Below are 26,301 nucleotides of genomic sequence, written 5' to 3' on the forward strand. Positions count from 1 at the left end.
GCGGCCGGGGCGCCAGGAGAGGGCTCCCCAGCGTGCTATAATATAAGGTTTCCAGCGGTTTGTTTTCCAAGCAGAGGCGAGAATCGCGATGGCAAAGACGACAGGCGGAAAGAAAGCAACGGGCAAGGGCTCGACGGAGCCGACCACGAAGGTCACTGCGGCCAAGTCTGCTTCTTCCGCCAGGACAACGTCTTCGGCCACGTCAGCCCCTGGGGGAAAGAAAACCGCGGCCGGCACTGCTCAGGCTGCGCCGGCGTCGGCAGCCAGAACACGGGCTGCCGCCAGACCCGACTCCGGGCCGGCCAAGCCGGCGGCGAAGCGGGCAAGTGCGAAAAGCGCAAGGGACACGACTGCCGCCGCGGACGAAACGGCAGTACGTACTACTCATGCACCCACGGTTCAACCGGCTGTCGTCCAGCAGCCGCGAGTCGATATAGCCGGTACGGCGAACTCCATGACCAAAAAGCTGAACGAAGTATCCGTCGATGACGACGCAAATCAGAGCGACGAGCAGCCCGCACCCGCGGCTGCTCCGGGCAAATCCAAGGTGCGCGATCGTCGCGCCAAGGAAAAGGCGCTGCTGAAGGAAGCGTTCGCGACGAGCACGCCCGGCACGGCCGAGGAGCTCGAAGAGCGCCGCGTGAAGCTGCGCGCGCTGATCAAGCTCGGCAAGGAGCGCGGCTTCCTCACGTATGCCGAAATCAACGACCACCTGCCGGACAACTTCACCGAGACAGAAGCCCTCGAGGGCATCATCGGTACGTTCAACGACATGGGCGTGGCCGTATACGAGCAGGCACCGGACGCGGAAACGCTGCTCCTGAACGACAACGCGCCGGCCGCGTCGTCGGACGATGAAGTCGAGGAAGAAGCGGAAGTCGCGCTGTCGACCGTCGATTCGGAATTCGGTCGCACGACCGATCCGGTCCGGATGTACATGCGCGAGATGGGCACGGTCGAGCTGCTCACGCGCGAAGGCGAAATCGAGATCGCGAAGCGGATCGAGGACGGCCTGCGCCACATGGTGATGGCAATTTCCGCGTGCCCGACGACGATCGCCGACATCCTCGCGATGGCCGAGCGCGTCGCGAACGAAGAGATCCGCGTCGACGAACTCGTCGACGGCCTGCTCGATCCGAATGCTTCGGACTCCGCCGATACGGACGGTTTCTCCGCGAAGGAAGCCGAAGCGATCGAGAACGAGGACGAGGAAGCCGAAGAGGAAGAGGAAGAAGAGGAAGAGGAGGAGGACGACGGTGCCGCACAGGCGTCGGCCAACGCCGCCCAGCTCGAAGCCCTCAAGCGTGCATCGCTCGAAAAGTTCTCGCAGATCAGCGAGTGGTTCGACAAGATGCGCCGCGCGTTCGAGAAGGAAGGCTACAAGTCGAAGGCCTACCTGAAGGCGCAGGAAACGATCCAGACCGAGCTGATGACGATCCGCTTCACCGCGCGTACCGTCGAGCGTCTGTGCGACACGTTGCGTGCGCAAGTGGATGAAGTGCGTCAGGTCGAACGTCAGATCCTGCACATCGTCGTCGACAAGTGCGGCATGCCGCGTTCGGAATTCATCGCGCGCTTCCCGGGCAGCGAGACGGATCTCGACTGGGCCGAGAAGATCACGGCCGAAGGCCATTCGTACAGCGCGGTCCTGGCGCGCAACATCCCGGCGATCCGCGAACAGCAGCAGCGCCTGCTCGACCTGCAGGCGCGCGTCGTGCTGCCGCTGAAGGACCTGAAGGAAACCAACCGCCAGATGGCGGCCGGCGAACTGAAGGCGCGTCAGGCGAAGCGTGAAATGACCGAGGCGAACCTGCGTCTCGTGATCTCGATCGCGAAGAAGTACACGAACCGCGGCCTGCAGTTCCTCGACCTGATCCAGGAAGGCAACATCGGCCTGATGAAGGCGGTGGACAAGTTCGAATACCGTCGCGGCTACAAGTTCTCGACCTATGCGACGTGGTGGATCCGTCAGGCCATCACGCGTTCGATCGCGGACCAGGCGCGCACGATCCGTATTCCGGTTCACATGATCGAGACGATCAACAAGATGAACCGCATCTCGCGGCAGATCCTGCAGGAAACCGGTCTCGAGCCGGATCCGGCAACGCTCGCCGAGAAGATGGAGATGCCGGAAGACAAGATCCGCAAGATCATGAAGATCGCGAAGGAGCCGATCTCGATGGAAACGCCGATCGGTGACGACGACGATTCCCATCTCGGCGACTTCATCGAGGACAACAACACGGTCGCGCCGGCGGATGCCGCGCTGCATGCAAGCATGCGCGACGTCGTGAAGGACGTGCTCGATTCGCTGACGCCGCGTGAGGCGAAGGTGCTGCGGATGCGCTTCGGTATCGAGATGAGCACCGATCACACGCTCGAGGAAGTCGGCAAGCAGTTCGACGTCACGCGTGAGCGGATCCGTCAGATCGAGGCCAAGGCGCTGCGCAAGCTGCGTCATCCGAGCCGTTCCGACAAGCTGAAGTCGTTCCTCGAAGGGAACTGATTTCCAGCGTCTCACTTGCGAACGCCGCCGGTATCCATGTGATGCCGGTGGCGTTTGTCTCCTCTGTCGTCTTTGTTGTTACAATGCCGGCCCGGCTTCGTTGCCGGAGCGACATGTAGCACGCCATGCTTCTCATCTGGGCCCCTAGCTCATGCTTGGTTAGAGCAGCGAACTCATAATTCGTTGGTGCCGGGTTCGACTCCCGGGGGGCCCACCAGATTCTCTTCCAGATCATCCAGGGAAGTTGTGCCGTTAAGCGTAAGTCGGCCACTACACCCATCACATTCTGACGAACCGCGACGCCATACCGCGGATCCATGCCGTCCCCATCGGCGCACACATTAGCGTTCGTGTTTAGCGGCAACCTGCTTATCAAGCGCCTCGTGCGCACGCGTCGCGCTATCGGCGTCCACGCGGTCAGCCAAGACTTGTCCGAGTTGGCGCAGTTGGCTTTCCGTGAGGCCGACATTCATGCTGATGCGCATGTGCGCTTGTAATTGCGGCTCCACTCCGGGCATGGCAGCCAACATTGCGACGGTCGCGATTTCGCGGCTCTGCCAATCGAGATTGTCGCGTTCGAAGATGTCGCCGAACAGGTGAGTCTTGAGGTATTCGTCAATCGCCGGCGCGAAGTCGAACAGTGGTCCCTTGACCGCGCCACCCGCCAGCCTGGTCTGGATGGCGGTGCCTGCAGAAAGTAGCGCATCCCCGGTCGGGATCGGACGACTGGGCGCGTGACCCGGTGCATCCTCGACACCACGCTGCCTGCGCGCCTCCAGCACCTTCATCAGCTCTCCAAGCGCGTTGAGGCTGCGCGGGAAGCCGGCGTACGCGTAGAGCTGCACCAGGACTTCCCGCACGTCGGTGACGGCCAAGCCAGCGTCCAGCCCTTGATTCAACGCGCCATTCAGCCTGGCAAGATCGCCTTTGGCGGCGAATGCCGCGATCGGGACGATGGCCTGCTGGCGAGTCGACAGTGTTTCCGATGCTATCGATGTGCTTGTCACTTGTTGAGACTCCTGGGTAGTAGTGGGAGCTGCGTGGCATCCTGCCACCAGCAATCCCAAAGACATAATCAAAGCAATGGCCCCGTTGAGCTGAATGATCGACTTACCTGCCGTTGTATTGCTCATCAGTCACTTTCTCCATCCACTCGACGTTCTTGCCATCCACCGTGCCGGTGACAGCGAGGTGCGTCATCGCGTTGGCGGGAGCCGCGCCGTGCCAGTGTTTGACACCCGGCGGGCACCACACGACATCACCGGGACGGAGCTCGCGGATTGGTTTTCCCCATTCCTGCGTATATCCCACGCCGGAAACGACGACGAAGTACTGCCCCTTCGGATGGGTGTGCCAAGCCGAGCGCGCACCCGGCTCGAACGTCACCAAACCGCCCGATGCGTTGATGTCTCCGTTGGCAGCCCAAACCGGATCAATCCGTACCTTGCCGGTGAAGTAAGCCGCGGGGCCCGCTATCGAGGGCTGGCTGCCCGCGTGCATGACCTGTTGAGCTGCTGCCGATGCCGGGGCCGTTTGTGGCTCGGCAGCGTCGGTTGCGGCAACGTGGCATGCTGCGACGCAAAGGATCGCTTTCAGGAGCGACGAGACTTTCATCTATTCAACCCCTTCGTTCAGCGTGCGGTGTAGCCGCCATCGACCGGGAGTGCGACGCCAACCACGAAGCTGGAGCCGGGACTACATAGCCACAGAACGGCGTCGGCGATCTCCTGCGCCGTGCCGAGTCGGCCAATCGGTACATCCTTCATCATTTCATTCATGACCGCCGCTTCCCCCTTCAGCATATCGGCGACCATTGGCGTTTCCACGATACCGGGGCAGATAGCATTGATTCGGATTCCTTGAGACGCATATTCGAGACCCGCACTCTTGGTCAGTCCCAGCAGCCCGTGCTTTGTCGCGTGGTATGCCGCTCGACCCGGCACACCGACCAAGCCGCCGAGAGACGAGTTGTTGACGATCGCACCATTGCCTTGCGAGCGCATCTGGATCAGCTCGTATTTCATGCACAGCCACACGCCGCGCAGGTTGATCGCGTTGATGCGGTCGAACACCTCGCTCGAGACGTCTGCGGTTTCGACGGCCGGACTTTGGATGCCGGCATTGTTGAACGCGGCATCCAGGCGCCCAAACGTCTTCACCGTTTGCTCGACGAGCGACTTGACGTAGGCTTCGTCGGAAATGTCGCCGGCCACGCCGATCACGCGATGGCCCGCTGCCGCAAGTTCTTGCGTCGCGGCATCGAGAACGTCGGCCCTGATGTCCGCGAGGGCGACTGACGCGCCAGCGTTGGCGAATGCGCGTGCGGCCGCCAGGCCCATGCCGGAAGCTGCGCCGGTCACGAGTGCCACCTGGCCGCTGAAGTCGTAGGTGATGGTCATAGTGGTTTTCCGAGATGTGTAGATCGGGTATTGAGCGTATCGGCAGAGACAGTCGTCGCCGCTCACGTTGCTGATGCCGACAAGGTATGCATGCCGCTGGCGCCGCATAGCCGGAGAAGCAGACACGACACGGTCGGCGTCATCGGGCAGGACCGGTAAAGCTCATCAAGGCCCAACTTGGCCGCCGGCCGAGTAACACGGGATCAGTGAACTTTATTGCTTACGAGACTGGTTCGGTAGATCGTGAAATCGGCATACTCATGTGAATCTCTTTCATCAATGTGGAAAGAGAACCTCAGCGACGTGAGCGCAGCTTCGCGAGGGCTGCGGCTGAACGAGGTCCATCGCGCTCAGCACTGAGCCACGCGATTTTCGGTCTGGAAGCCCGCTTGGGCGTACGACTGCTCACACGCACGACGCGTAGCGTCATCAGCACGGACGGGGGCATACGACTGTTGAACGCGAGGGGCCAATTGGTGCCGGGGCTTGAGGAATGGTGGCCGCTATTTCCGAACGATCACCTGTATTACGCCAGTCGCCGGCATTTGCCTCCGGCGCTCGTATTGGCGATCGACACACTGCGCTGGCGCGAGAGACGGCCACGGGGACTGAAGTCACCCAGACGCGCCGGGCAATCTGACGAGGCACGGTTCCCGCAATCGCCGACGCTTCCCGCATCAGGCAATTGACCGTAGCAGGAAGGTTTCCTCGGAATGGTCAATGGAAATCAAGGCAGCTGGCGCCAGAGAGAATTGGAAGGGCGCCAGCGGGCCGGTTTCAGGCGGGCATCGGCTCGCGGCCGAAGGCTTCGAGTTCGCGCGCCAGTGACTGCGCGGCCAGTTCAACCAGTGCGCGGCCTTTTTCGCGCGTGGCCAGGCCGGGATCGGAACCGATGCGTCCGTCAGGGAAGCGGGCGCGGAAGTCGAGGGCGTCGCGGATCGGGCCGGTGTTGGCGATCGGCGGCGCGTAGTCGGCCGACTTGATCGAATCGGGGAAGGCCCACTGTGTAATCGCAATCTCGGACGGGGTGGCATGCGCGCCGTGGCCCGTCGGGAACTGCTCGCGCGCCAGTTCGCCCACGCCTTCAAGATCCCACCAGTTGCAAAGCTTCAGCGCGAAGCCCGCACGGCGACGCGCAAAGCTGGCTTCGGCATAAAGTTCGGAGAACGCAGCATCGATCGATGAGACATTCCCGCCGTGACCATTAAGGAACAGGATTTTCTCGAACCCGTGTGCCACCAGCGAGCGCGTCCAGTCGCCGATCGCGGCAATGAATGTGGACGGGCGCAGCGAGATGGTGCCGGGAAAGCCAAGGTGATGCTGGGCCATGCCGATATTGAACGTGGGTCCCACGAGAATATCGGCGGATTTTTCCGCTTCACGCGCGATGATCTCGGGACACAGCCAGTCCGTGCCAAGCAGTCCGGTGGGGCCGTGCTGTTCGTTGGAGCCGATCGGCACGACGATCGTGCGGCTGCGCGTGAGGAACTGCTCGATTTCGGACCAGGTGGAAAGATGTAGAAGCATGACGACTCCTTGTTACGGCTTTGCGGGTAGCTTGTTGGCGAGAATGATCAGTGCGGCGATGATCGGCAGCGTGGCCAGGATCAGCATGCCGAGGTGCAGGTTGCCGGTGGCCGTCTTCGCCCATCCGATGATGGCCGGGCCCCAGAAGCCGCCTGAAAGCCCGATCGTGTTGATCAGCGCGATGCCGCCAGCTGCGCCGGGGCCCTTGATGTATTCGGAGGGCATGGCCCAGAACACCGTGTAGGTCATCCACAGTGCGCAGGTGCCGAGCGTGAGCAGCACCAGCGATGCGGCGAGATTGCCGTCGACGAGGGTGGACGCGGCCAGCAGCATCCCCCCGATGGTTGCGGGCACCGCGCTATGGAAACGGCGTTCGCCCGCCCGGTCGGACCGGCGCCCCATGTAGTACATGCCGAACGCCGCCGCAATATAGGGCAGGGCCGAGTACCAGCCGAGTTGTACGGTGTCGCTCACGCCCTGGGCCTTGATGAGGGTCGGCAGCCAGAAGCTGATCGCATAGATGGCGGCGATGATGCAGAAGTACGCGAAGGCCAGCACATAGACCCGGACGTCACGCGCCACCGCCAGGAAAGAGTGATTGTGGCCCGCCGCGGATCCGATTTCGTTCGCGAGCAGGCGCTTTTCCCCCTCGGTCAGCCACGCCGCATCGGCCGGCCGGTTCGGCACGAAGAACAGGGCGAGCACGCCGAGCAGGATACAGGGCAGCCCCTCGACCAGGAACATCCATTGCCAGCCGGCCAGTCCGCCGGCGCCCGACAGCGCTGTGATCAGCCACGCCGATACCGGCCCGCCGACAATGCCGCCGAGCGGGCCGGCAAGGAACACGACGGCGATGGCGCGCGCCATGCGCTGCGGGCCATACCAGCACGAAAGGTAGTAGATCATGCCCGGCGCAAAGCCCGCTTCGAAGATGCCGAGCACGAAGCGCATCGCGTAGAACATCGGCACGTTACGCACGAACAGCATGCAGGCCGAGGTAATGCCCCACAGCACCAGGATGCGGCTGAAGGTCTTGCGCGCGCCGATGCGCGGCAACATCAGGTTACTGGGTATCTCGAACAGTACGTAGCCGATGAAGAAGATTCCGGCGCCCACGCCGTACGCGGCATCGGAGAAGCCGAGGTCGCTTTGCATCTGGAGCTTCGCAAAGCCGATGTTGACGCGGTCGAGGTAGGCGAACAGGTAGCAGCTCAGCAGGAACGGCAGTAGCCGCCAGTTGATCTTGCTGTAGAGGTTTGAGGTGTCGCCTACCGCACTTTCGCTCGGGATTGCCAGCATGCCAGTCTCCAATGTCGTACGTGGTACCGCCCTGATGCATCGGATAGTGGCAGCGCGACGTGCAATCACCAACAGCAACCATGTCCACACTTCGTTGCCTTCGGGGCAACGCATCTGGTATGGTGGGCGCCTGGCGATAGTGGCGGTAATCATCGGACGGATGGTTCGACATGCGTGAAATCAATCAGCAGCGGCTGCGCTACTTCCGCGCAGTGCTCGAGCAAGGCACCATCCGCGGCGCCGCCGAGAGCCTGAACACCTCGCCGTCGGTGATTACCCGGCAGATCCGGCTGCTCGAGGACGAACTGGGCGCGACGCTGTTCGAGCGCCAGGCGCGCGGCGTCAGGCCGACCGAAGCCGCCGCGCACCTGCTCGAGTTCTGGCGCGGCTACCGCTCGCATCAGGAGCGGCTCGAGGATCAGCTCCACGCGCTCAAGGGCCTGAAGCAGGGGCAGGTTCAACTGGTCCTGAGCGAAGGGTATGTGGATGCGCTCGTCAACGAGGTGCTGGCGCCGTTCTGTGCGCAGTACCCGTTGCTCGACATCGGCATGGAGATCCTCGGAGTCGATCAGGTGCTGGAAGCCGTGGCGGAAAGCCGCGCGCACCTCGGGCTTGCCTTCAACCCGCCGCCGCACCCCCGTATCGAGTATCTGGCGAGTTCGTCGCAGGCGGTCGGGCTGCTGGTGCGGTCCGACCATCCGCTGGCATTGCGCGGCGGCCCGGCCAGCGTCGAGGACATGTTGTCGTGGCCGCTGGCCATGATGCCGGCATCGTTCGGTGTCGGGCATGCGGCCAAGATGCTCGAATTTGCCGAAAACATTACGATACGGCCGAAGCTGGTCACCAATTCGCTCACGGCGCTCAAGCAGTTCGTCGCCTACGAAAACTACATGACGCTGATCGGCGGTGAATTCGCGGCGTATCGGGAGATCGCCGCCGGCACGCTCACGGTGGTGCCGATCGATCATCCGCTCTTCAAGGGCACCCAGGCGCGGTTGCTCGCGAAGGCAGGGCGGCCGTTACCGGCGGCCGCCCTCAAGCTCCTCGAACATATCCTGCGGGACATGCCGATGTTCGCGCAGGGCGGCGAGTAGGTGAATAAACGGACAGGTCATCGCCCGGTCGGTTCGGATGTCGATAGGTGATCGACCGGTCCTTGTCCATCGCCGCAAGCCGCTCGCCGGTATGAAGCCGGAGGGGTTGCAGATGCTCTGTCATGCCTGGCAGCGTCATTTTCTACACCTTCATTTTTCAGCTTGACTCTGGGTATGCTTGCGTTAGATATTTATCCGATCGGATAAATATCTAACGATGGAGGAGAACGGATTTGAGCGAATCTGATCGATCGACCGCTGCTGGGCGCACGTGTTGCGCTCCTCGGCGCGCGAATTCATGCGAAGGTGTCGCGGCCTCGTCGTCCGAACCCGATCGGCTTGCGCATCTCGCACCGGCCAATGCTCGTCTCCCTGCAGAGAACATCATCGAGTTCGACGGCGGACCCAGCTGGGTGGGCACCGATGCGCCGGTCATCAAGGCGGATGGCGAGGGGCCGCGTCGAAAGGTGCATCTGAAGCCGTTTGGTATCGAACGGTACGCAGTGACGAACGACCGATTCACCGAGTTCGTGGCGGCGACCGGCTATCGCACGGATGCCGAGCGATTCGGATGGAGCTACGTGTTCGACGCCTTTCTCGAGCCCGATTGCGTCGCCGAGGCGCCGGCAAACGTACCCTGGTGGCGGTCGGTGCCGGGGGCGTACTGGGCTGCTCCGGAAGGGCCGCTTTCGTCGCTCGACGGGCGCGGCATGCATCCCGTCATCCATATTTCCTGGAACGACGCGGCCGCGTTTGCACGGTGGTGCGGCGGGCGATTGCCGACCGAGGCCGAGTGGGAGCATGCGGCGCGGGGCGGTGCCGATGCGCGGCGTTTTCCGTGGGGAGATGAAGAGCCGGTGGAAGACGCGCTCTGCTGCAACATCTGGCAAGGCCGCTTTCCCGATCGCTACAGCGGCGGCGACAGAGCCTTCGGAACGGTGCGGGTCGATGCGTTTGCGGCGAATCCGGCGGGCCTCTACAACTGTAGCGGCAATGTCTGGGAGTGGTGTGTCGATCCGTTTCACGTCAGATCGTTGTCGAGCGCCGGCAAGGCGAGAGATCGGCAGGCGGTCTCGGAACGGGAGTACACGCTGAAAGGCGGCTCATACCTGTGTCATCGAAGCTATTGCTATCGCTATCGGATCGCGGCCCGAACCGGGCGGCCGACGGATACCTCCGCCGGGCACACGGGATTTCGCGTGGCTTATGATCTGACGCGGAAGTAAGGCCCGGCCCGACGATTTTCCGTCGGGCTCGACGGCGGGTGGTCAGCGAAAGACGAACGCCAGCACGGCTTCGCAATGGGCTTCCACGGCCTTCTCCCGCAGCGCGTTGATGCCGTGCGCGTATTTGATTTCAGCGGTCAGCAGATACGGGATTTGCGCGATCGCGGTGATCATGTACAGGAGCGTAATGGGATCGATCTTTTCGAGCCCCTTCGTCTGTGCGCTCACATGCTCGATCAGCGGAATGGTGAGGTTGTGGCGTGGCCGAATGAACGTCTGTGCCATCCATTTCAATCGTTCGGAATCGCGATTGGCTTCCTGCATCATCAGGCGTGCGTGCTCCGGATACTTCGCGCAATACCGGACGTAGTTCCGGATGTACTCCTTCACGACATCGAGCGAGATGCGTCCTACATCCGACCCCGGTGGCTTCGCCTCTTCCATGAAGCGGTCGAAGAGGAAGGTCACGCTTTCCCGCCACAGATTGTCCTTGCTGCCGAAGTAGTAACGAATCATCGCGTGATTGACGCCGGCCACATCGGCGATATCGCGCACGCTCACCGCATCGAAGCCGCGAGTCGAAAACTGCTCGAGTGCAATGGCCAGAATTTCTGCTCGCGTCTGCTCGCTTCGTTCCTGCTGAGCCTGTCTGACAATCTGCATCGCAACGTTTCCTGAGTCGAGTCATCCGGATTGTGCCTTTCGTTCGAAGGGTTCGCAACGCTGTCACGTGTCCGCCTGAATGGCGGCGCGCGTCGACGGCCTCGCTCGGCGATGCATGCGACCGATGTCGGGGAAAGTCCCAGTGTCCCGGAGACGCATTGCGCTTGACGAGGGGACGGGCGTATCTATAAATTATCCAAGTGGATAGTTATTCAATGAAACGAGTTCTCATGACGCCTGTCGACCGTGATGCCGGTATCGAATTTTCGAATCCGGTGCTTCAATCCTCCTTGTCCTCGCCGATGGCGGCGCTTGCCGACCCTGACGAACGCGCGCGGGAAGTCGAAGCCCGCATGACGGACGACGAGCGGTTTTCGATGCTGTACAGCCTGATGGTGCGCATTTTCGGCACGAACGCGCGCGAATCCCGCGTTCCGGCGCACGTCCCTGACATCGCGGGATACGTTCATGGCGTGCCGCGACTCGGAATTCCGCCGCTGCTGCTCGCCGATACCAGTCTGGGCGTGCGGGCGACCCATGACGTAAACGAGACGGCCACCGCGCTGCCGGCGGGCCTGGCGCTCGGGGCGACGTTCGATCCGATGCTCGCCACCGCGGCGGGTACGCTGATCGGCAAGGAAATGCGCGAGCGCGGTTTCAACGTCGCACTCGGCTGCGGCATCAATCTCGTGCGCGAGGTGCGCAACGGCAGGAATTTCGAATACCTGTCGGAAGACCCGCTCCTGTCGGGAAAGCTCGGTGCGGGCATGGTGTCCGGTACGCAGGCCGAAGGCGTCATCGCGTTGGTGAAACACGTCTCGCTCAACGCGAGCGAAACGAACAAGTTCTTTCTGGATGCGATCATCGACCCGGCCGCCCATCGGGAAAGCGATCTGCTCGCGTTCCAGATCGCGATCGAGACCGGTCGGCCCGGCGCGTTGATGGGTGCATATAATCTGGTCAACGGCGAATATGCGTGCGGCAACAAGCAGATCATTCAGGACACCATAAAGGACGCGATGGGGTTCGAGGGATGGGTGATGTCCGACTGGCGCGCGGTCAATAGCTGGGATTACTCGCTCAAGGGCCTGGACCAGCATTCCGGTGCGCAGCTCGACGAATGCGAGTGGTTCAACGAACCGTTGCGCCGGGCCTTCGACGAAGGTCGCATTCCCCGGACGCGGATCGGCGAGATGGTGCAACGCATGTTGCGTTCATACTTTGCGGTGGGCATCGACCGGCCGTCCGCCGCGGAGCCGGTCGACGCGGCCGCACATAACGACGTTGCGCTGGAGATCGCCCGTAAAGGCATCGTCTTGTTGCAGAACCGCGATGCGATGTTGCCGCTCGCCCCGACTGTGCGGCGGATCGCGCTGATCGGCGGCTTCGCGCAGGTCGGTGTCCTGTCGGGATCCGGTTCGAGCCAGGTTCGGCCGCGCGGCGGCTACGCGGCAGAGATTCCGTTCAGAAGTCACCCGTTGCTCGGCGCGACCTCGATGTGTTTTTTCGGCCCATCGCCACTCGCGCAACTGCGTGCGCGCCTGCCGGGAGCGACGATCGATTTCGACAGCGGCGCGCATATTGCCGATGCGGTGGCGCTGGCTGAAAAAGCCGAAGTCGTGATCGTGAACGCGATTCGACACGAGGGAGAGCGCTTCGATTGCCCCGACATGACGTTGCCGTATGGTCAGGATGCCCTGATCGAAGCGGTGGCGCGCGTGAATCCGAATGTCGTCGTCGTACTGCAGACCGGCAACCCGATCGCGATGCCGTGGCGCGACAAGGTGCGGAGCGTCGTCCCGGCGTGGTTCCCGGGGCAAGCCGGCGCACAGGCCATTGCCGAAGTGTTGACCGGCGAGGTCAATCCTTCGGGGCGTCTGCCTGTCACGTTCCCCGTCAGCGTCGATCAAACACCGCATCCGCGGTTGCCCGGGGCCGATGTGGAACTCGGCACGCCGATTCAGGTGCGTTATCACGAGGGCGCCGAAGTCGGATATCGCTGGTTCGCGCAGCAAGGCGACATGCCGATGTTCGCGTTCGGTCACGGGATGAGCTATACGGACTTTGCGTACAGCGATTTTTCGGTGAGCGGCGGCGACACGGTAACGGCGAGCTTTACCGTCACCAATACCGGCCCGCGAGACGGGGACGACGTTCCGCAGCTCTATCTCACGCATGCGGCCGAAGCGACGCGCATGCGTCTGCTCGGTTTCGAGCACGTCTGGTTGAGCGCGGGCGGGTCGGTCAGGGTGAACATGGTCGCGGATCCGCGCTTGCTCGGTTGTTTCGATGCGACATCGGGGCGGTGGCGCATCGCCGAAGGCGACTATCGGATCGTGCTCGCACGCTCGGCTGCCCATCACGTCGTCGATGCGACGGTTCGGCTCGAGCATCGCGAATTCGGCAGGTAGGCAACCGGCGGATCGGCTGGCGCTGTTTCGGTACGGCGTGCCCGCGTACCGCGCATGGCCGATGGGCGGGGAATTTTCTCATCAGCAATTTACAAGGTCGAATGATTCAGGGTGGTTTTTTGCCCAATCGGCTGCAACGGAGACACTATGGACGAACTCGTGCTTGCGGCGCCCGGCAGGCGCTCCCGCGGACATCTCGGCATTACCCTGACGCTGGCCTTTATCGGCGTCTGGCTTGCATTGATACCGTATCCGATGATGATCCTGCCGATGCTGGCCGAGCGGATCGCGCCGTTGGACAAGGCGAATGTGCTTGCGCAGGCGATCGGCGTCGGCGCGATCGTCGGATCGATTGCACAACCGATCTTCGGATTACTGAGCGATCACACGCGGGCCCGCTGGGGCATGCGCAAACCGTGGATCTTCGGTGGCGCGGTGGCCGGTATGGGCGCGATGGCGATCCTGGCAACCGCTGGATCGCCGGCTCAGCTTGCGCTGGGGTGGGCACTGATGGCGCTGTCGTTCAATGCGACCTTGAGCGGGCTCAATGCGATTCTCCCGGATCAGGTGCCGCCCGCCCGGCTCGGATTCTTTTCGTCGATCGTCGGATTCACGCCGCCGATCGGCATTCTGCTGGGCGTGTGGATCGTGCGGCAACTGGCGCCCGATCTCGTGTCCGTCGCGATGTTGCAAGGTGCGATCGCGTTTACCGCCATCACGTGCTTTGTCGTGTTTGCGAATGACCGGAGACTCGAGGAAGGTCATGTCAAGCGGCTGCAATGGAAACGGCTGGCGGCATGTTTCTGGACGAATCCGATCAAGCATCCCGATTTCGCCATCGCGTGGCTATCGCGTGCGTTGGTGCTGTTCGGCGTGAGCTGCCTGCAACACTATCTGATGTTCTATCTGCGCGACCGGATCGGCCTGTCGCAACAGGAAACGCCTCACGCGATGTTCATGTGCCTGCTGGTTGCCACGGCGGCGATGACGGTCAGCGCGTTGCTGTTCGGGCGACTGTCGGACCGCCTGCAACGCCGGAAGGTATTCGTCTTCGTGGCAGGGGTGGGGATGGCATTCGGTCTGCTGGCCTTGCTGGCCTGCACGACGCTCGCGCAACTGCTGGGCGTGATCGTGTGGATCGGTCTGGCGCAGGGCGCGTATCTGGCCGTCGATCTGGCGTTGGTGACCGAAGTGCTGCCCGATCCCGATACCGCGGCGAAGGACATGGGCGTGTTCCACCTCGCAAACGTGCTGCCGCAATTCGTGCTGTCGCTTTTGGTGACATGGCTGACATTGCCCGGCGGTGCGATCCGTTACGACACCTTGTTCGTGACGGCGAGTTGCGCGACGGCGCTCGGTGCGCTCGTCATCATCTTCATCAAAGCGGTTCGTTGACATCGAACGTCTCTTTACCATCGGATTTGAAATGACCAAGCAGCCCAATTTCGTCGTCATCGTCGCGGATCAGCTACGTGCCGATTGCGTGCATGCCGTGCATCCGTCAACCCAGGTCCGGACACCGAATCTGGACCGGCTCGCAGCCGACGGCGTGGCTTTTGCGCAAGCGTTCGGACAGCACAGCGTGTGTTCCCCGTCGCGCGTGTCGTTCCTGTCGGGCCACTATCCGCATGTTGGCGGTCATCGGACGCTCGGCCACTTGCTCGGCCCGCATGAACCCAATTTCCTGCGCGTCTTCAAGGAAAGCGGCTACCACGTCGCGATGGCGGGCGGCCGCGGCGACTCGTTTGCCGCCGGTGCGACCGAGTTGTCGATGCATGAGCACGGCTTCCTGCCCGAGGAAACGCGGCGCAGCGCCGGCGAATTTCTGCGGAGCAAGACGCAGGGCGACCCGAGCGATCCGATGGTCCGTGCGTTCTATCGCGGGCAGCGCACGCAGGATCAGGCGAATGTCGAGTATGACGAAGTAGTGGTCAAGACAGCGGAGCACTGGCTCAAGTCTCCGCCGCGGGAACCCTGGGTGCTGTATGTCCCGCTCTTTGCCCCGCATCCTCCGTTCGAGGCGGAAGAACCGTGGTTCTCGATGTACGACCGCGAGACGGTGCCCGAACGTGTCGCCGGAAGCGGGCGCATGCCGGCCTACGTCGACGCGCTCACGAAAGCGCACGGCTGGGATCGCATGACTGACGCGCAGTGGCGGGAATTGCGTGCCGTGTATTACGGGATGGTGTCGAGACTCGACCATCACGTCGGGCGGATCGTGGATGCGGCCCGGCAGGCGACCGAGCCGGAGTGGCTGATCACCACCTTCTTCTCCGATCATGGCGAATATCTCGGTGATTTCGGTCTCGCCGAAAAGTGGCCGTCCGGTGTGCACGAATGCCTGCTGAGAAATCCGCTGATCGTGTCGGGCGTGTCGGCGCCCGGTGTGGCCGGCACCGTTTCCGACGCGTTGGTGGAAATGATCGACGTGTTTCCCACGCTGCTGGATCTGGCGGGTCTCGAGGCCACGCACGCGCACTACGGGCGCAGCTTCGTGCAGTGCCTTCGCGAGACCGGTGCGCCGCATCGCGAGAAGGTGTTCAGTGAAGGCGGTTTTCTCGTCAGGGAGGCCGATCATTTCGAGAATGCCGGCTTCCCGTACGACATCAAGGGCACGCAACAAAGGGAGCATCCCGAGTCGGTCGGAAAAGTAGCCGTCGTTCGCACGCTTGAATGGACTTACGTGTGGCGATTGTACGAAGGGCCGGAACTGTATCGACGGACGAACGATCCGAACGAAACGACGAATCTGGCCGGTATGCCGGAATACGCCGAGATCGAGGCTGATCTGCTCGCGTCGTTGTTGCGCTGGCAGGTCGAGACAGCGGATGTGCTGCCGGCCGGGAAAGGCGCTCGATTCCCGGTCGTCGATTTGCCGCGTCCCGGCGAGTGGCGCGAACAGCAGGAACGTTGACGGCGCTCAGGTCGCGGGGTTGTCGAAGTCGACAGCTCGGCGACCTGATTTCCAGGTCGGGCGGTGGCATGTGCCAGGCAGTTTTCCGAGTGAATTTTCACGACAAATAATTAATAGAACTAATTATTAAATGGAGGAGACAGTGCGGAAAGAAGCTGTAGCGGTGATCGCCATGGTGATGTCGGGGTATACGTATGCGCAATCGAGCGTGACGCTGTTCGGAACGGTCGGGGGCGGCGTGCGTTGGACCGACGGGGTACAAGGCGGGCACCAGATCGGGTTCGACAGCAATTCCATTTCGGGCAACTCGTTCGGCATCCGCGGGGTGGAAGACCTGGGCGCGGGGTGGCGTGCGATCTTCATGTTGCAGAGTGGCTTCATCACTGGCACGGGCGGCACGAAAGCGTCGAGTACGTTTTTTTCTCAGCGCGCGTATGTCGGGCTGGAAGGTGGATTCGGCCGGCTCATGCTGGGGCGTCAGCTCAACGCAGCGGAAGACATTGGGGTTCAGCTCGACCCGATTGAGGCCAACGGACCTTCGCTGGCCACCGTGCCGGGCATTGTGTGGGGCGGCAACTTTTTCACGCTGGACGCGCGCTTCAACAATACGATCAAGTACGTCGGGCGCAGCGGCGGCTTCACGTTGCGGGCGAGCTATTCGCCGGGTGGCGTGGCCGGCAATACGCGGGCCGGGACCAACTTCGCGGTCGGCACCAGCTATCAGTTTCGGACGCTGCTGCTGGCCGCCGCGTATCAGAAGACCTACAACGCCAGCGCCTCGCAACATGCGGAGACGGCGATGGGCGGGGCAACGTGGCAGCTCGGGCCGACCCGGATGTATTTGAGTTACAGCGCACTGAAGGTTTCCGCGGCGACCGCGGCCGGCGCGGAACGGCGCGATCATGTTCCGTCGATCGGGCTCGTCTATCGGGTAACGCCCACGCTGCAGTTCACTGGGGCGACCTATTACGACATCGCCACCAACCTGAAAAATGTCGCGGGCGCCGACGGCCGAAAAATGACGACGTATGCGATGGTCGAATATTTTCTGTCGAAGCGCTCAGAACTCTATGTTGAATTCGACCGAAACGGGTTTTCCGGTGCTTACAAGAAAGATCCCACGAACGTGTCGGCATTGAATCTTCGTCCGGACGGGCGCGCGGTGACCGGTGTTTCGATCGGGATGATCACGCAATTCTAGATACACATTCGATTGCAAGGTCGTGCTCGAACACGAAGCACGATCGGCGCATCGATTCGACGGGGAGGATGTATGCATGTTCGAGTGATGGTGTGCCGGGCAGCTGTGGCAACGGCACTGACGGTGCTGGCCGCGAGCGCGGCGGCGCAGGAGCGGCAGGCGGAACCAGCGCTTTCTTCAATGCCCGCGGCGGCGCCCACCAAGGCGCAAAAGGCGGCGGATCGCCAGTTGAGGAAGCGCGTTGCGCGTGCGCTCGGGCGAGCGAAGCGACTCGATGCGAGTCGCTTGCTGATCTTCGTGCGCGGCGATGTCGTGACGCTTTCCGGCGATGTAGCGGATTCGGAACAGAGCGCGTTGGCTATCGCTACCGCGCAGCGCGTGCCGGGCGTCGGCGAGGTGCGCAACCAGCTTCGTATCCGTACACGAAACTGATGAGCATTAATTCTGGAGTGAAATGAGCGAATCATGAAAGCAATTCTTGTGATGTACGACAGCCTCAATCGGCACATGCTCCCGCCTTATGGCAACGAGTGGGTCAAGGCGCCGAATTTCCAGCGGCTTGCCGAGCGGAGTGCGACGTTCGACAACTGCTATATCGGCAGCATGGCGTGCATCCCCGCCCGCAGGGAATTGCATACGGGGCGCTACAACTTCCTGCATCGAAGCTGGGGGCCGCTCGAGCCGTTCGACGATTCGATGCCGAACATGCTTCGACGCGAGGGCATCCACACGCATCTGGCCAGCGATCATCCGCACTATTGGGAAGATGGCGGTGCGACTTATCACACGCGGTACAGCAGTTGGGAGTTCTTTCGCGGGCAGGAGGGCGACCCGTGGAAGGGGCAAATCCGGCAGCCGCCGATTCCGGCACGGCTCAAGGGGGCGCTGAACGAGAAGGCCGCGCGACAAGACTTCGTCAACCGCCAGTACTATCCGACCGAAGATCTCCATCCGCAAACGCTGACGTTCGACGCAGGCGAGGCGTTCATCCGGGAAAATCACGATGCGGATTCGTGGTTGCTTCAGATCGAGACTTTCGATCCACATGAACCATTCACCAGTTATCCGAAGTATCGCGATCTCTATCCTCGAACGAATACGGACGCGCATTTCGACTGGCCACCATACGGTCCGGTATCCGGCAACGAAACCGACGACGACATTCGGCACGCGCGATCCGAATATGCCGCGCTTGTATCCATGTGCGATCACTCGTTGGGGCGGATTCTCGACCTGATGGATGAACTGAATCTGTGGCAGGACACGATGCTCATCGTATGCACGGATCATGGCTATATGCTCGGAGAACACGGTTGGTGGGCCAAGACGGCGCAACCCTGGTTCGACGAGCTCGCGCATACGCCGCTTTTCATCTGGGACCCGCGTTCCCGCCGTGCGGGCGTTCGGCGCCAGTCGCTCGTGCAGATGATCGACATCGCGCCGACGCTGCTCGATTTCTTCGGCGTGCAAGCGACGCCGCGCATGCAGGGCGTGGCGCTCGCGAAAACCGTCGACGAGGATCTGCCGGTTCGGGAGGCGGCGCTGTTCGGCATGCATGGCGAACACGTCAACGTGACGGACGGGCGTTACGTATATATGCGGTCAGGGCCCGACCCGGACCGCAACGTGCCGGTGTATGAATACACGTTGATGCCCACGCACATGCGCGAGATGTTCAGCGTCGACGAACTGCAGGATATCGAGTTGGCACCGCCGTTTCCGTTTTCACAGGGCGTGAGCATGATGAAGATCGCGAGCCGGCCCATTGGATATTCGTATCGTGCCGGAACGCTGCTGTTCGACTTGCAGACGGATCCCGGACAGGCGCAACCGTTGTACGACGCCGCCGTGGAGCAGCGCATGGCGACACTCGCCCGGGATCTGATGCGTGCCAGCGACGCACCGGCCGAGCAGTATGAACGTTTGGGTTTGCCGGCCGCGGGCCCGATCGACCACGATCAACTGCTTGCCCGTGCCCACGCGGATCGATCGGAGGCGCTACGTCTGCATCTGGCCACGCGTGCGCAAGCGATGCGCGCTGAAGTGGAGGGCCGGCGCGTTCGCGCCGAAGCATCGCCGGACCATTGAGCCGTATATAAAGGCTTTGCCGTCCGCAAGAAAGTGCGGCGGCAGCGCGCAACGCACGGTCGTCTGTCGCGGCCCGGCGTGGAATGGGAAAAACCCGCGAGGGCTTCACGGCCTTCGCGGGTTTTGTCTTTTCGCGGGGCAGCGCCAGGCTCCGCCGACAGGCGCGGAACCTCGCGCGTCATCCGGCCATCAGCGCGCGAAATCCGACGTGCTCTGGATGAACGTGTTCAGCTTCGAGATGTTCACGCTGCCGAAGCCCGTCGTCGCGTCCCAGCCGGCCTTTGCGTTGTAGCCGTACGTCCCGCTGCCGTTGTTGCCGGACGTCACGTCGTGGAGCACGGCCGCGTTGCTCGGAAAGTACTTGTAGATGCTCGACGCCGGGAAGCCGAGCGCGTTGTTGTTTGCCGATTGCAGCCGCGCCCAGATGCCGGTGAAGATCGGCGCGGCGAGGCTCGTGCCGCCTTCGTTGTTCAGGTAGCCCGAGCCCCACAGCGTGTCGGACGTCTGGCCGTTCACCACCAGGATCGCGCCGGTGCGCAGGTCGGCGTCGAAGCCGACGTCCGGCAGCGCGCGCTTGGTCGACCCGGTGACGCTCGACGATTGCCACGACGGCGCGGCTTCATACTTGCTGTAGCCGCCGCCCGTCGACCACACGGTGCCTGACTGCCAGCTCGGATCGTTCCACACGATTTCGCTGTTGTACGCGTTGGTCGACGTATTGGTGAACAGCGTCGTGCCGCCCACTGCGATCACGTAAGGCGACGTCGCGGGTTCGCTCACCGTGTAGGTCGAGCGCGATGGCTTGCCGCTCGCGCATTCGTATGCGCCGTGGTCGCCGGCCGACACCGAAAAGGTCTGCCCCTGCGCGACGGCCTGCTTGAAGATGGTGTCGTCGGTCGCCTGGGAGCCGGTGCTGTACGCGGACGATTCGCACACGCCGAGCGACACGTTGATGACCTTCGCGACGTTGTCGCTCACCGCCTTGTTGTACGCGGCGGTGATCGCCGTGAGCGTCATCGACGGCGCCACGTAGAACAAGACCTGTTTCACGCTGCCGCCGGCAGTGCCGACGATCGACTGGCTGTCGAGGTTCCATTCGACGGTGCCGGATGTATCGGTGTACGAACTGCCTGAGGGCCCTGTGTGAACGACGCTGCTACTGATCGTGCCGAGGCCGTTGTTCGCGGCGAACGTGTTGAGGTCGCTGACCGTCTGCGACAGGTCGCCTTCGGAGATGATGCCGACCGTGGTCTGCGAGGCCGTCGGCGTACCGTCGCCGCCATAAAGCGACGAGAATTCGGTCGGGTTGTGAGGCACCGCGGATGCGCCGGCGGGAATCGTCAGGTTGCTGGTGTTGCCTTGCGGCTTGCTGCCCGCGCCGGTATGCATGAGCTCGACGTTCTGGAGGCCAAGCACGGCGCCGACGATGCCGCCGATCGCGTTCGGCACCTGCGCCGCGTCGGTGTTCGCGTAGACGCTGCGGCCGTTGTGCGTGAAGCGCTTGAGCGTCGTGCGGAACGCCGACTTGATCGTTGCCGCGGTGCCGGATGCGGACACGAGCAGGCGGTTCGGCGCGACCACGACGTTGACGAAGCCGGCCTTGCGCAGGTGCTCGACGACGGAGGCGACTTGCTGGTCGGTCGGCGCGTACTGCGCGGCGAACTGCGCCGGCGTGAGGAACTGCTTGTAGTGCGGCGAGCCGGGCGTATGCAGGTCGCGCAGGTATTGATCGAGTTGTGCTTCGTTGCGCAGGTTCAGCCCGAGCACGATGTCCACCGATTCGCCGGGCGCCATCTCGGTGGCAGTTGCCGCAGCGGCGGCGGTGCTGGCCGCCGGTTCACCGGTGGTACTGCTGCTTTCACCCTGCTGGACGAGCGGCAGGAATCCCTTGGTGCGCGTTTCCGTCCAGCCGGCGGCCGGTGCGGCATGGACGGCCGTCATGCCGAACGAAGCGGCTGCCGCGGCGGCGAACGCGAGCTTGACGATGCGGATGTGCTTTTGTTTCTTGTCTGCAACCTGATTCATTTTGAATTACCCCTCCGGTTGAACATCGAACGGCATGAACAACAACAGTCGACGGCGGCTCGGATCGTGTGCCGCCGATATCCGCCGCGCTCGCGCGGATGGCGCGGACGCGACGGGGCCTTTCGCCCGAGCCGGAAAGGTGGTGACCTCCGGGAGCGAAATGCTTGAATGCCAGGTAGTGGTGGCGCTGCGCCGCGTTGCGCGTCGGCCGCGCGAGCAGGCTTGATGCAGGCGGGATGGCTAGAGCAACAGCTTCGGTGTTCTGCTCATTCGGTTCGGTCCTTCGGCCCGCTGCCGGACGGCAGCTGCCCAATGAATTGCATCGGGATGTTGCATGCGCCGACGGATGAGACGCGGTCGGCGGCGAGAACTTCGGTGCGGCGGAAGCGAAATGCGTCGAGCGGAATCGATTGCGTGGTTTGCAATGTGTCAGATTGCTTGCATCGGACGGTATCAAGAACGAAAGTTGGGTGTCAAACTTTTTCTGATTATATGAAACAAAATTAAATGAATTAAGCTGAAATGCTTTTGAAAAGATCGGGGGTATTTTGTAATTTTCGAAATCCGATTTGGTTGTAATCGCAACTTCATCGGCCCGATCATTCGCGGTTCGAATCGTAATGGGCGAACCGTTGTGGAAGAAACATTCGAATCGTCGATGCCGGCGCCATCAACGAACTTTGCCGGGCGAGCGCCCGGCGCATGTCACCCCGCGTTCGTCTGCCACCCGAGCCCGAGGCTCTTCTGCAGCGACACGTAATCCTTGACGAGTTCGGCCTTTCCAGCGATCACGTTCTGCTGCGCGGCGAGCGCCTCGCGCTGCGTATCGAGCAGATCGATCGTCGATGCGACGCCCGCGCGATAGCGCTGGTCCATCAACGTGGCCGAATGCGTGGCCGACGTCTGCACCTTGGCGAGCGCGATCACATGTTCGCGCTGGTGTCCGTAGCGCTGCAGCGCCGTGTTCGCGTCCTGCAATGCGCCGAGCACCGCTTTCTGGTAATTCGCCTCCGCTTCGTCGCGCGACGCTTCGGCCGCCCGTATCGCGCCGCGCGTGCGGCCGAAGTCGAGAATGTTCCATTGCAGGTACGGTGCGCCGATCCACGTGAAGTTCTGCTTGCGGAACAAATGGCCGGGGTCCGTCGCGCTGAAGCCGAGATCGCCGAGCAGCGTCACCTTCGGGAAATAGTCGGCGATGTGCTCGCCGACCTGCGCATTGCTCGACGCGAGCCGACGCTCGGCCGCGCGGATGTCGGGGCGCTGCTTGAGCAGCGCGGCCGGATCGCCGACCGGCACGCTGCCGGGTAGCGTCGGCAATGGCGTGCCCGATGCCGACAGCGCGGCATCGAGCGCACCGGGCGCGCGTCCGGTCAGGATCGCGAGCCGGTCGAGCGACTCCGTCACCTGCGCATCGAGCGGGATCAACGACGCGCGCGTGTTTTCGACCTGCGTCGTCAGGCGTTCGATGTCCACATCGGCCGCGACGCCGCGCGCGCGGCGCTGCTGCGTGAGTTCGAGCATCTGCTGTTGCAGTTCGGCCGTGCGCTGCGACAGCGCGAGCCGTTGCTGCTGGTCGCGCAGGTCGACGTACGCGGTCGCCACTTCGGCCGCGATCGACACCTGCGTGTCGGCGAGGTCGGCGTCGACGGCTTCCGCCTGCGCGGACGCGGCTTCGACCGCGCGACGCGTGCCGCCGAACAGGTCGATTTCCCAGGTCGCGTCGAAGCCGGCCGAATAGAGCTGCAGCGGGCCTGAGCCGCCCAGCGACGGCGATGAACCGCCCGACTGGTTCGAGTTGCCGGACGGCAGCATCGAGCCGAGCGCGCTGACGTCCGGTTCGCGCGCGCGGATCGCGGCGACTGTGGCCGACGATTTCGGCAGCTGCGCGGCGCGCTGTTGCGACAGCTGCGCGCGCGACGCGCGCAACCGGGCCTGCGCGGCTTGCAGATCGGGGTTGTGCGCGAGCGCGGCGGCGATCAGGTCGTCGAGCTGGCGATCGCCGAGCGCATGCCACCACGCACTCGGCGCGGGGGCGGTGGAGTCGACGCCGGTGGCGGGCGCACGCACGAAGGTCGGCGCGTCGGGGGCCGCGGGTGCGCCGCGGTAGTCGGGGCCGACGGTACAGCCGGCGAGCAGGCAAGCGGCTGCGCACAGCGTGAGCGCAGGGCGGCGGGGCAGGGAGAAGGGCTTCATCGTGTAAGACGGTTCAATGGCCGGACGACATCGGCTGCGGACCGCGCGGCGTCTTCAGCAGCAGCGCGAGCGGCACGCACGCGAGCAGCGCGAGACCCAGCAGGTAGAAGGTTTCGGAATAGGTCATCACGATGGCCTGGATCTGGATCTGCTGCGCGAGCTGACCGAGCGCGCGCAGATGCGAATACGCGAGGTCGCCGGTGTTCGCGAACCAGTTCGCCGCGTACGCCGACAACCGTTCCTGCCCGATCAGCGAATTGGCGCTGACCGATTCGCGCAGCGCGGCCGCATGGAAGGTCGTGCGCCGGTCGATCACGGTGCCGATGATCGCGAGCCCGATCGAGCCGCCGAGGTTGCGCGCCATGTTGTAGAGCCCGGCTGCGTCGCCCGAGTCCTCGCGCGCGACGGCGGCCATCGACGCCTGGTTCAGCGGCATCATCGCGAGCATCTGCGCGACGCCGCGAATCAGCTGCGACCACACGAAATCATGGCCGACGCTCTGCGCGGTCAGGCCGATGTCGAGCATGCAGCTCAGGCAGAACAGCAGCAGCCCCGAGATCACGAGAACGCGGAAGTCGACCTTGCCGAGCAGGCGCGGCAGGATCGGCATCACGAGAAACGCGGGCAGGCCCGACAGCAGCATGATCGCGCCCGCCTGCTCGGCGTTGTAGCCCGCGACGATCGCGAGGAACTGCGGCAGCAGGTACGACACGCCGTACAGCCCGGCGCCCACGGCGGACACGATCACGATCACGCTCGCATAGCGCGGATTGCGCATCAGCGACAGGCGCATGATCGGCCGCTGCGCGAACCGCTGCGACAACGCGATCAGGATCATGCCGGCAAGCGACACGCAGCTGAGCGTGACGATCATCTGCGACTCGAACCAGCGTTCGCGCTGGCCTTCCTCGAGCACGACGGTCAGCGAGCTCAGCCCGATCGCGAGGCCCGCGATCCCGAGCCAGTCGGCGTTGAAGAACGTGTTCCATTGCGGACGGTCGGAAGGCAGCCCGAACACCAGCAGCGCCATCAGCAGCAGGCACACCGGCAGGTTCAGGAAGAAGCACCAGCTCCAGCTGACGTTCTCCGCCAGCCAGCCGCCGAGCACGGGGCCGAACAGCGGGCCGAGCAGCACGATCAGCCCGAACAGCGTCATCCCGACCGGCAGCTGCGACAGCGGCAGCCGCGTGCGGATGATGGTTTGCGCGGTGGGGATCAGCGCACCGCCCGTGAAGCCCTGGCCGATGCGTCCGGCGATCATCATCGCGAGCGAATTCGACCAGCCGCACATCATCGAGAACGCGATGAACAGCGCGGCATTCGTCAGCAGGAAGTTGCGCAGCCCGAACACGCGCGTGAGCCATGCGGCGAGCGGGATCATCACGATTTCCGACATCAGGTAGCCGGTCGAGATCCACGTGCCCTCGGTGCCGGTCGCGCCGATTTCGCCCTGGATCTGCGGCAGCGCGGAGTTCGTGATCGAGATGTCGAGCGTCGCCATCAGCGCGCCCAGCGCGCCGGCGGCGACCGCGATCCAGTCGGTGACGCTCGCGCGGCCTTCGTGCGGCGGCGCGGGCGGGGTGGCGGCGGTATCAGCCATGGCGTTTCTCGTTGCCGTCCGGGCGGGTGTCGACGTCGACGGTCACGGACAGCCCCGGCACCAGCATGCGTGGCGCGCGCGCGTTCGCGGCGAGGCGGATGCGCACCGGCACGCGCTGCACGATCTTCGTGAAGTTGCCGGTCGCGTTTTCGGGCGGCAGCAGCGCGAATTGCGCGCCGGTGCCCGGTGCGAAGCTGTCGACGGTGCCGCTGAGCGTGTCGTCCGGCAGCGCGTCGACGTGCAGCTCGACGGGCTGGCCGATACGCATCCGGCCGATCTGCGTTTCCTTGAAGTTCGCGACGAGGTAGATCGCGTTCACCGGCACGACGGTCAGCAGGCGCGTGCCGGGCTGCACGTACTGGCCGACGCGCACCGTGCGGTCGCCGACGCGGCCGTCGAGCGTGCTGCGCACGATCGTGTTGTCGAGGTCGAGCCGTGCCTGCGCGGCGCTGGCCTGCGCGGCTTCGAGCTGCGCGCGCGCCTGCTGCAGCTGCGCGGTAAACGACGCGATCTGCGTGCGGGCGGCGGCGATCGACGCAGTGTTCGCGGCGAGCGTCGCGGCGGCCTGGTCGCGCGTGCTCTTCAGGTCGGCCACGCGCTCGTGCGTCTCGGCGCCGGTCGCCGCGAGCGGCGCGTAGCGTGCGTATTCGTCGCTCGAGTGCCGTGCGTTGATCTGCGATACCTTCGCCTGCGCTTCGGCCTGCTCGAGGTTCGCGCGCTGCTGGCTGATGTCGGCTTCCGCGCGCGCGATGTCGGCGCGGCGCGCGTCGACGGTCGCGGTCGACTGCGCGAGCGCCACCTGGTACTGGCGGACGTCGAGCCGCACGAGCGGGTCGCCGGCCTTGACCACCTGGTTGTCGCGCACGTAGACGTCGGTCACGTAACCGGCGACCTTCGGCGCGGCCGTCATGTTGTCGGCCTGCAGATAGGCGTCGTCGGTGCTTTCGATGAAGCGGCCGACCGTCCACCAGCGGCCCAGCGCCACGGCGCCGCCGATGGCCGCGACCACGGCGACGGCGGTCAGGATGCGCCGCCGCCTCGAACCGACGTTGCGTGGCGATGCGGTTCCCTGACGATTTTCTTTCAGTGACGGGGGGTGCGACGTCGACATGAGGTCATCCAATTTATTCCAGGCGGACGAATTATTCCAGTCGG

Annotated in this window: 19 protein-coding genes, 1 tRNA gene and 1 pseudogene; 11 read left to right on the top strand and 10 right to left on the bottom strand. The window is 63.6% G+C overall.

What is annotated here, in order from left to right; genetic code table 11:
* Window positions 1-88: 88 nt before the first annotated feature.
* Together rpoD and BAMB_RS16440 are read left to right on the top strand one after the other, a co-directional pair.
* Window positions 89-2,506: an RNA polymerase sigma factor RpoD gene (gene rpoD, locus BAMB_RS16435; RefSeq protein WP_011658300.1), complete on the top strand. Its 2,418-nt coding sequence runs from the start codon at window positions 89-91 to the stop codon at window positions 2,504-2,506.
* 138 nt (window positions 2,507-2,644) lie between these two features.
* Window positions 2,645-2,723, top strand: a tRNA-Ile gene (locus BAMB_RS16440).
* A 124-nt stretch (window positions 2,724-2,847) separates the two neighbouring features.
* On the opposite strand, the gene BAMB_RS16445 is transcribed toward BAMB_RS16440, so the two are convergent.
* Genes BAMB_RS16445 through BAMB_RS16455 form a run of 3 tightly spaced genes read right to left on the bottom strand, consistent with a single transcriptional unit; the run spans window position 2,848 to window position 4,905 of the window.
* Window positions 2,848-3,639: a carboxymuconolactone decarboxylase family protein gene (locus tag BAMB_RS16445; protein ID WP_011658301.1), complete on the bottom strand. Its 792-nt coding sequence runs from the start codon at window positions 3,637-3,639 to the stop codon at window positions 2,848-2,850.
* Entirely contained in the window at window positions 3,617-4,120 is a 504-nt protein-coding gene (locus tag BAMB_RS16450) for a (R)-mandelonitrile lyase (protein ID WP_011658302.1), read from the bottom strand. The genes BAMB_RS16445 and BAMB_RS16450 overlap by 23 nt, the downstream gene beginning before the upstream one ends.
* A gap of 17 nt (window positions 4,121-4,137) precedes the next feature.
* Entirely contained in the window at window positions 4,138-4,905 is a 768-nt protein-coding gene (locus BAMB_RS16455) for a glucose 1-dehydrogenase (RefSeq protein ID WP_011658303.1), read from the bottom strand.
* Window positions 4,906-5,171: 266 nt separating this feature from the next.
* Here BAMB_RS16455 and BAMB_RS35895 point away from each other — a divergent pair.
* A pseudogene (locus tag BAMB_RS35895) lies at window positions 5,172-5,399 on the top strand (helix-turn-helix domain-containing protein); the annotation flags it as partial.
* A 283-nt stretch (window positions 5,400-5,682) separates the two neighbouring features.
* Here BAMB_RS35895 and BAMB_RS16460 read toward each other — a convergent pair.
* Together BAMB_RS16460 and BAMB_RS16465 are read right to left on the bottom strand one after the other, a co-directional pair.
* Complete coding sequence (locus tag BAMB_RS16460) at window positions 5,683-6,432, bottom strand: creatininase family protein (protein ID WP_011658304.1); 750 nt, start codon at window positions 6,430-6,432, stop codon at window positions 5,683-5,685.
* Between the two features lie 12 nt (window positions 6,433-6,444).
* Entirely contained in the window at window positions 6,445-7,731 is a 1,287-nt protein-coding gene (locus BAMB_RS16465; RefSeq protein ID WP_011658305.1) for an MFS transporter, read from the bottom strand.
* 170 nt (window positions 7,732-7,901) lie between these two features.
* On the opposite strand from BAMB_RS16465, the gene BAMB_RS16470 reads away from it, so the two are divergent.
* Together BAMB_RS16470 and BAMB_RS16475 are read left to right on the top strand one after the other, a co-directional pair.
* Window positions 7,902-8,825: a LysR family transcriptional regulator gene (locus BAMB_RS16470; RefSeq protein ID WP_011658306.1), complete on the top strand. Its 924-nt coding sequence runs from the start codon at window positions 7,902-7,904 to the stop codon at window positions 8,823-8,825.
* A 233-nt stretch (window positions 8,826-9,058) separates the two neighbouring features.
* Window positions 9,059-10,051 carry a formylglycine-generating enzyme family protein gene (locus tag BAMB_RS16475; RefSeq protein ID WP_011658307.1) on the top strand — a complete coding sequence of 331 codons (993 nt, stop codon included), beginning with the start codon at window positions 9,059-9,061 and terminating at the stop codon, window positions 10,049-10,051.
* A gap of 42 nt (window positions 10,052-10,093) precedes the next feature.
* On the opposite strand, the gene BAMB_RS16480 is transcribed toward BAMB_RS16475, so the two are convergent.
* Entirely contained in the window at window positions 10,094-10,714 is a 621-nt protein-coding gene (locus tag BAMB_RS16480; RefSeq protein ID WP_011658308.1) for a TetR/AcrR family transcriptional regulator, read from the bottom strand.
* A 230-nt stretch (window positions 10,715-10,944) separates the two neighbouring features.
* On the opposite strand from BAMB_RS16480, the gene BAMB_RS16485 reads away from it, so the two are divergent.
* The 6 genes from BAMB_RS16485 to BAMB_RS16510 all read left to right on the top strand — a co-directional run bounded on the left by BAMB_RS16485 (window position 10,945) and on the right by BAMB_RS16510 (window position 19,328).
* Window positions 10,945-13,125 carry a beta-glucosidase family protein gene (locus BAMB_RS16485; RefSeq protein ID WP_198488764.1) on the top strand — a complete coding sequence of 727 codons (2,181 nt, stop codon included), beginning with the start codon at window positions 10,945-10,947 and terminating at the stop codon, window positions 13,123-13,125.
* Between the two features lie 147 nt (window positions 13,126-13,272).
* The gene (locus BAMB_RS16490; protein WP_011658310.1) at window positions 13,273-14,520 is read left to right on the top strand and encodes an MFS transporter; all 1,248 of its coding nucleotides are present in this window, start codon (window positions 13,273-13,275) and stop codon (window positions 14,518-14,520) included.
* A gap of 31 nt (window positions 14,521-14,551) precedes the next feature.
* Window positions 14,552-16,039 (top strand): sulfatase family protein, encoded by a 1,488-nt coding sequence (locus tag BAMB_RS16495; protein ID WP_011658311.1) that lies wholly within the window; start codon window positions 14,552-14,554, stop codon window positions 16,037-16,039.
* 130 nt (window positions 16,040-16,169) lie between these two features.
* Window positions 16,170-17,240 carry a porin gene (locus tag BAMB_RS16500; RefSeq protein WP_041491417.1) on the top strand — a complete coding sequence of 357 codons (1,071 nt, stop codon included), beginning with the start codon at window positions 16,170-16,172 and terminating at the stop codon, window positions 17,238-17,240.
* A gap of 72 nt (window positions 17,241-17,312) precedes the next feature.
* A complete protein-coding gene (locus BAMB_RS16505; protein WP_045554954.1) occupies window positions 17,313-17,672 on the top strand; it encodes a BON domain-containing protein in 360 nt (119 codons plus the stop codon).
* Between the two features lie 33 nt (window positions 17,673-17,705).
* The gene (locus BAMB_RS16510) at window positions 17,706-19,328 is read left to right on the top strand and encodes a sulfatase (protein WP_011658314.1); all 1,623 of its coding nucleotides are present in this window, start codon (window positions 17,706-17,708) and stop codon (window positions 19,326-19,328) included.
* A 189-nt stretch (window positions 19,329-19,517) separates the two neighbouring features.
* On the opposite strand, the gene BAMB_RS16515 is transcribed toward BAMB_RS16510, so the two are convergent.
* The 4 genes from BAMB_RS16515 to BAMB_RS16530 all read right to left on the bottom strand — a co-directional run bounded on the left by BAMB_RS16515 (window position 19,518) and on the right by BAMB_RS16530 (window position 26,257).
* Window positions 19,518-21,353 carry a S53 family peptidase gene (locus tag BAMB_RS16515; RefSeq protein ID WP_041491419.1) on the bottom strand — a complete coding sequence of 612 codons (1,836 nt, stop codon included), beginning with the start codon at window positions 21,351-21,353 and terminating at the stop codon, window positions 19,518-19,520.
* Between the two features lie 705 nt (window positions 21,354-22,058).
* The gene (locus BAMB_RS16520) at window positions 22,059-23,546 is read right to left on the bottom strand and encodes an efflux transporter outer membrane subunit (protein ID WP_011658317.1); all 1,488 of its coding nucleotides are present in this window, start codon (window positions 23,544-23,546) and stop codon (window positions 22,059-22,061) included.
* 13 nt (window positions 23,547-23,559) lie between these two features.
* A complete protein-coding gene (locus BAMB_RS16525) occupies window positions 23,560-25,146 on the bottom strand; it encodes a DHA2 family efflux MFS transporter permease subunit (RefSeq protein ID WP_011658318.1) in 1,587 nt (528 codons plus the stop codon).
* Entirely contained in the window at window positions 25,139-26,257 is a 1,119-nt protein-coding gene (locus tag BAMB_RS16530) for an HlyD family secretion protein (protein WP_011658319.1), read from the bottom strand. Before BAMB_RS16530 ends, BAMB_RS16525 begins: the two co-directional genes overlap by 8 nt.
* Window positions 26,258-26,301: the final 44 nt, after the last annotated feature.

Source organism: Burkholderia ambifaria AMMD (assembly GCF_000203915.1).
In the GTDB taxonomy this organism is placed as follows: domain Bacteria; phylum Pseudomonadota; class Gammaproteobacteria; order Burkholderiales; family Burkholderiaceae; genus Burkholderia; species Burkholderia ambifaria.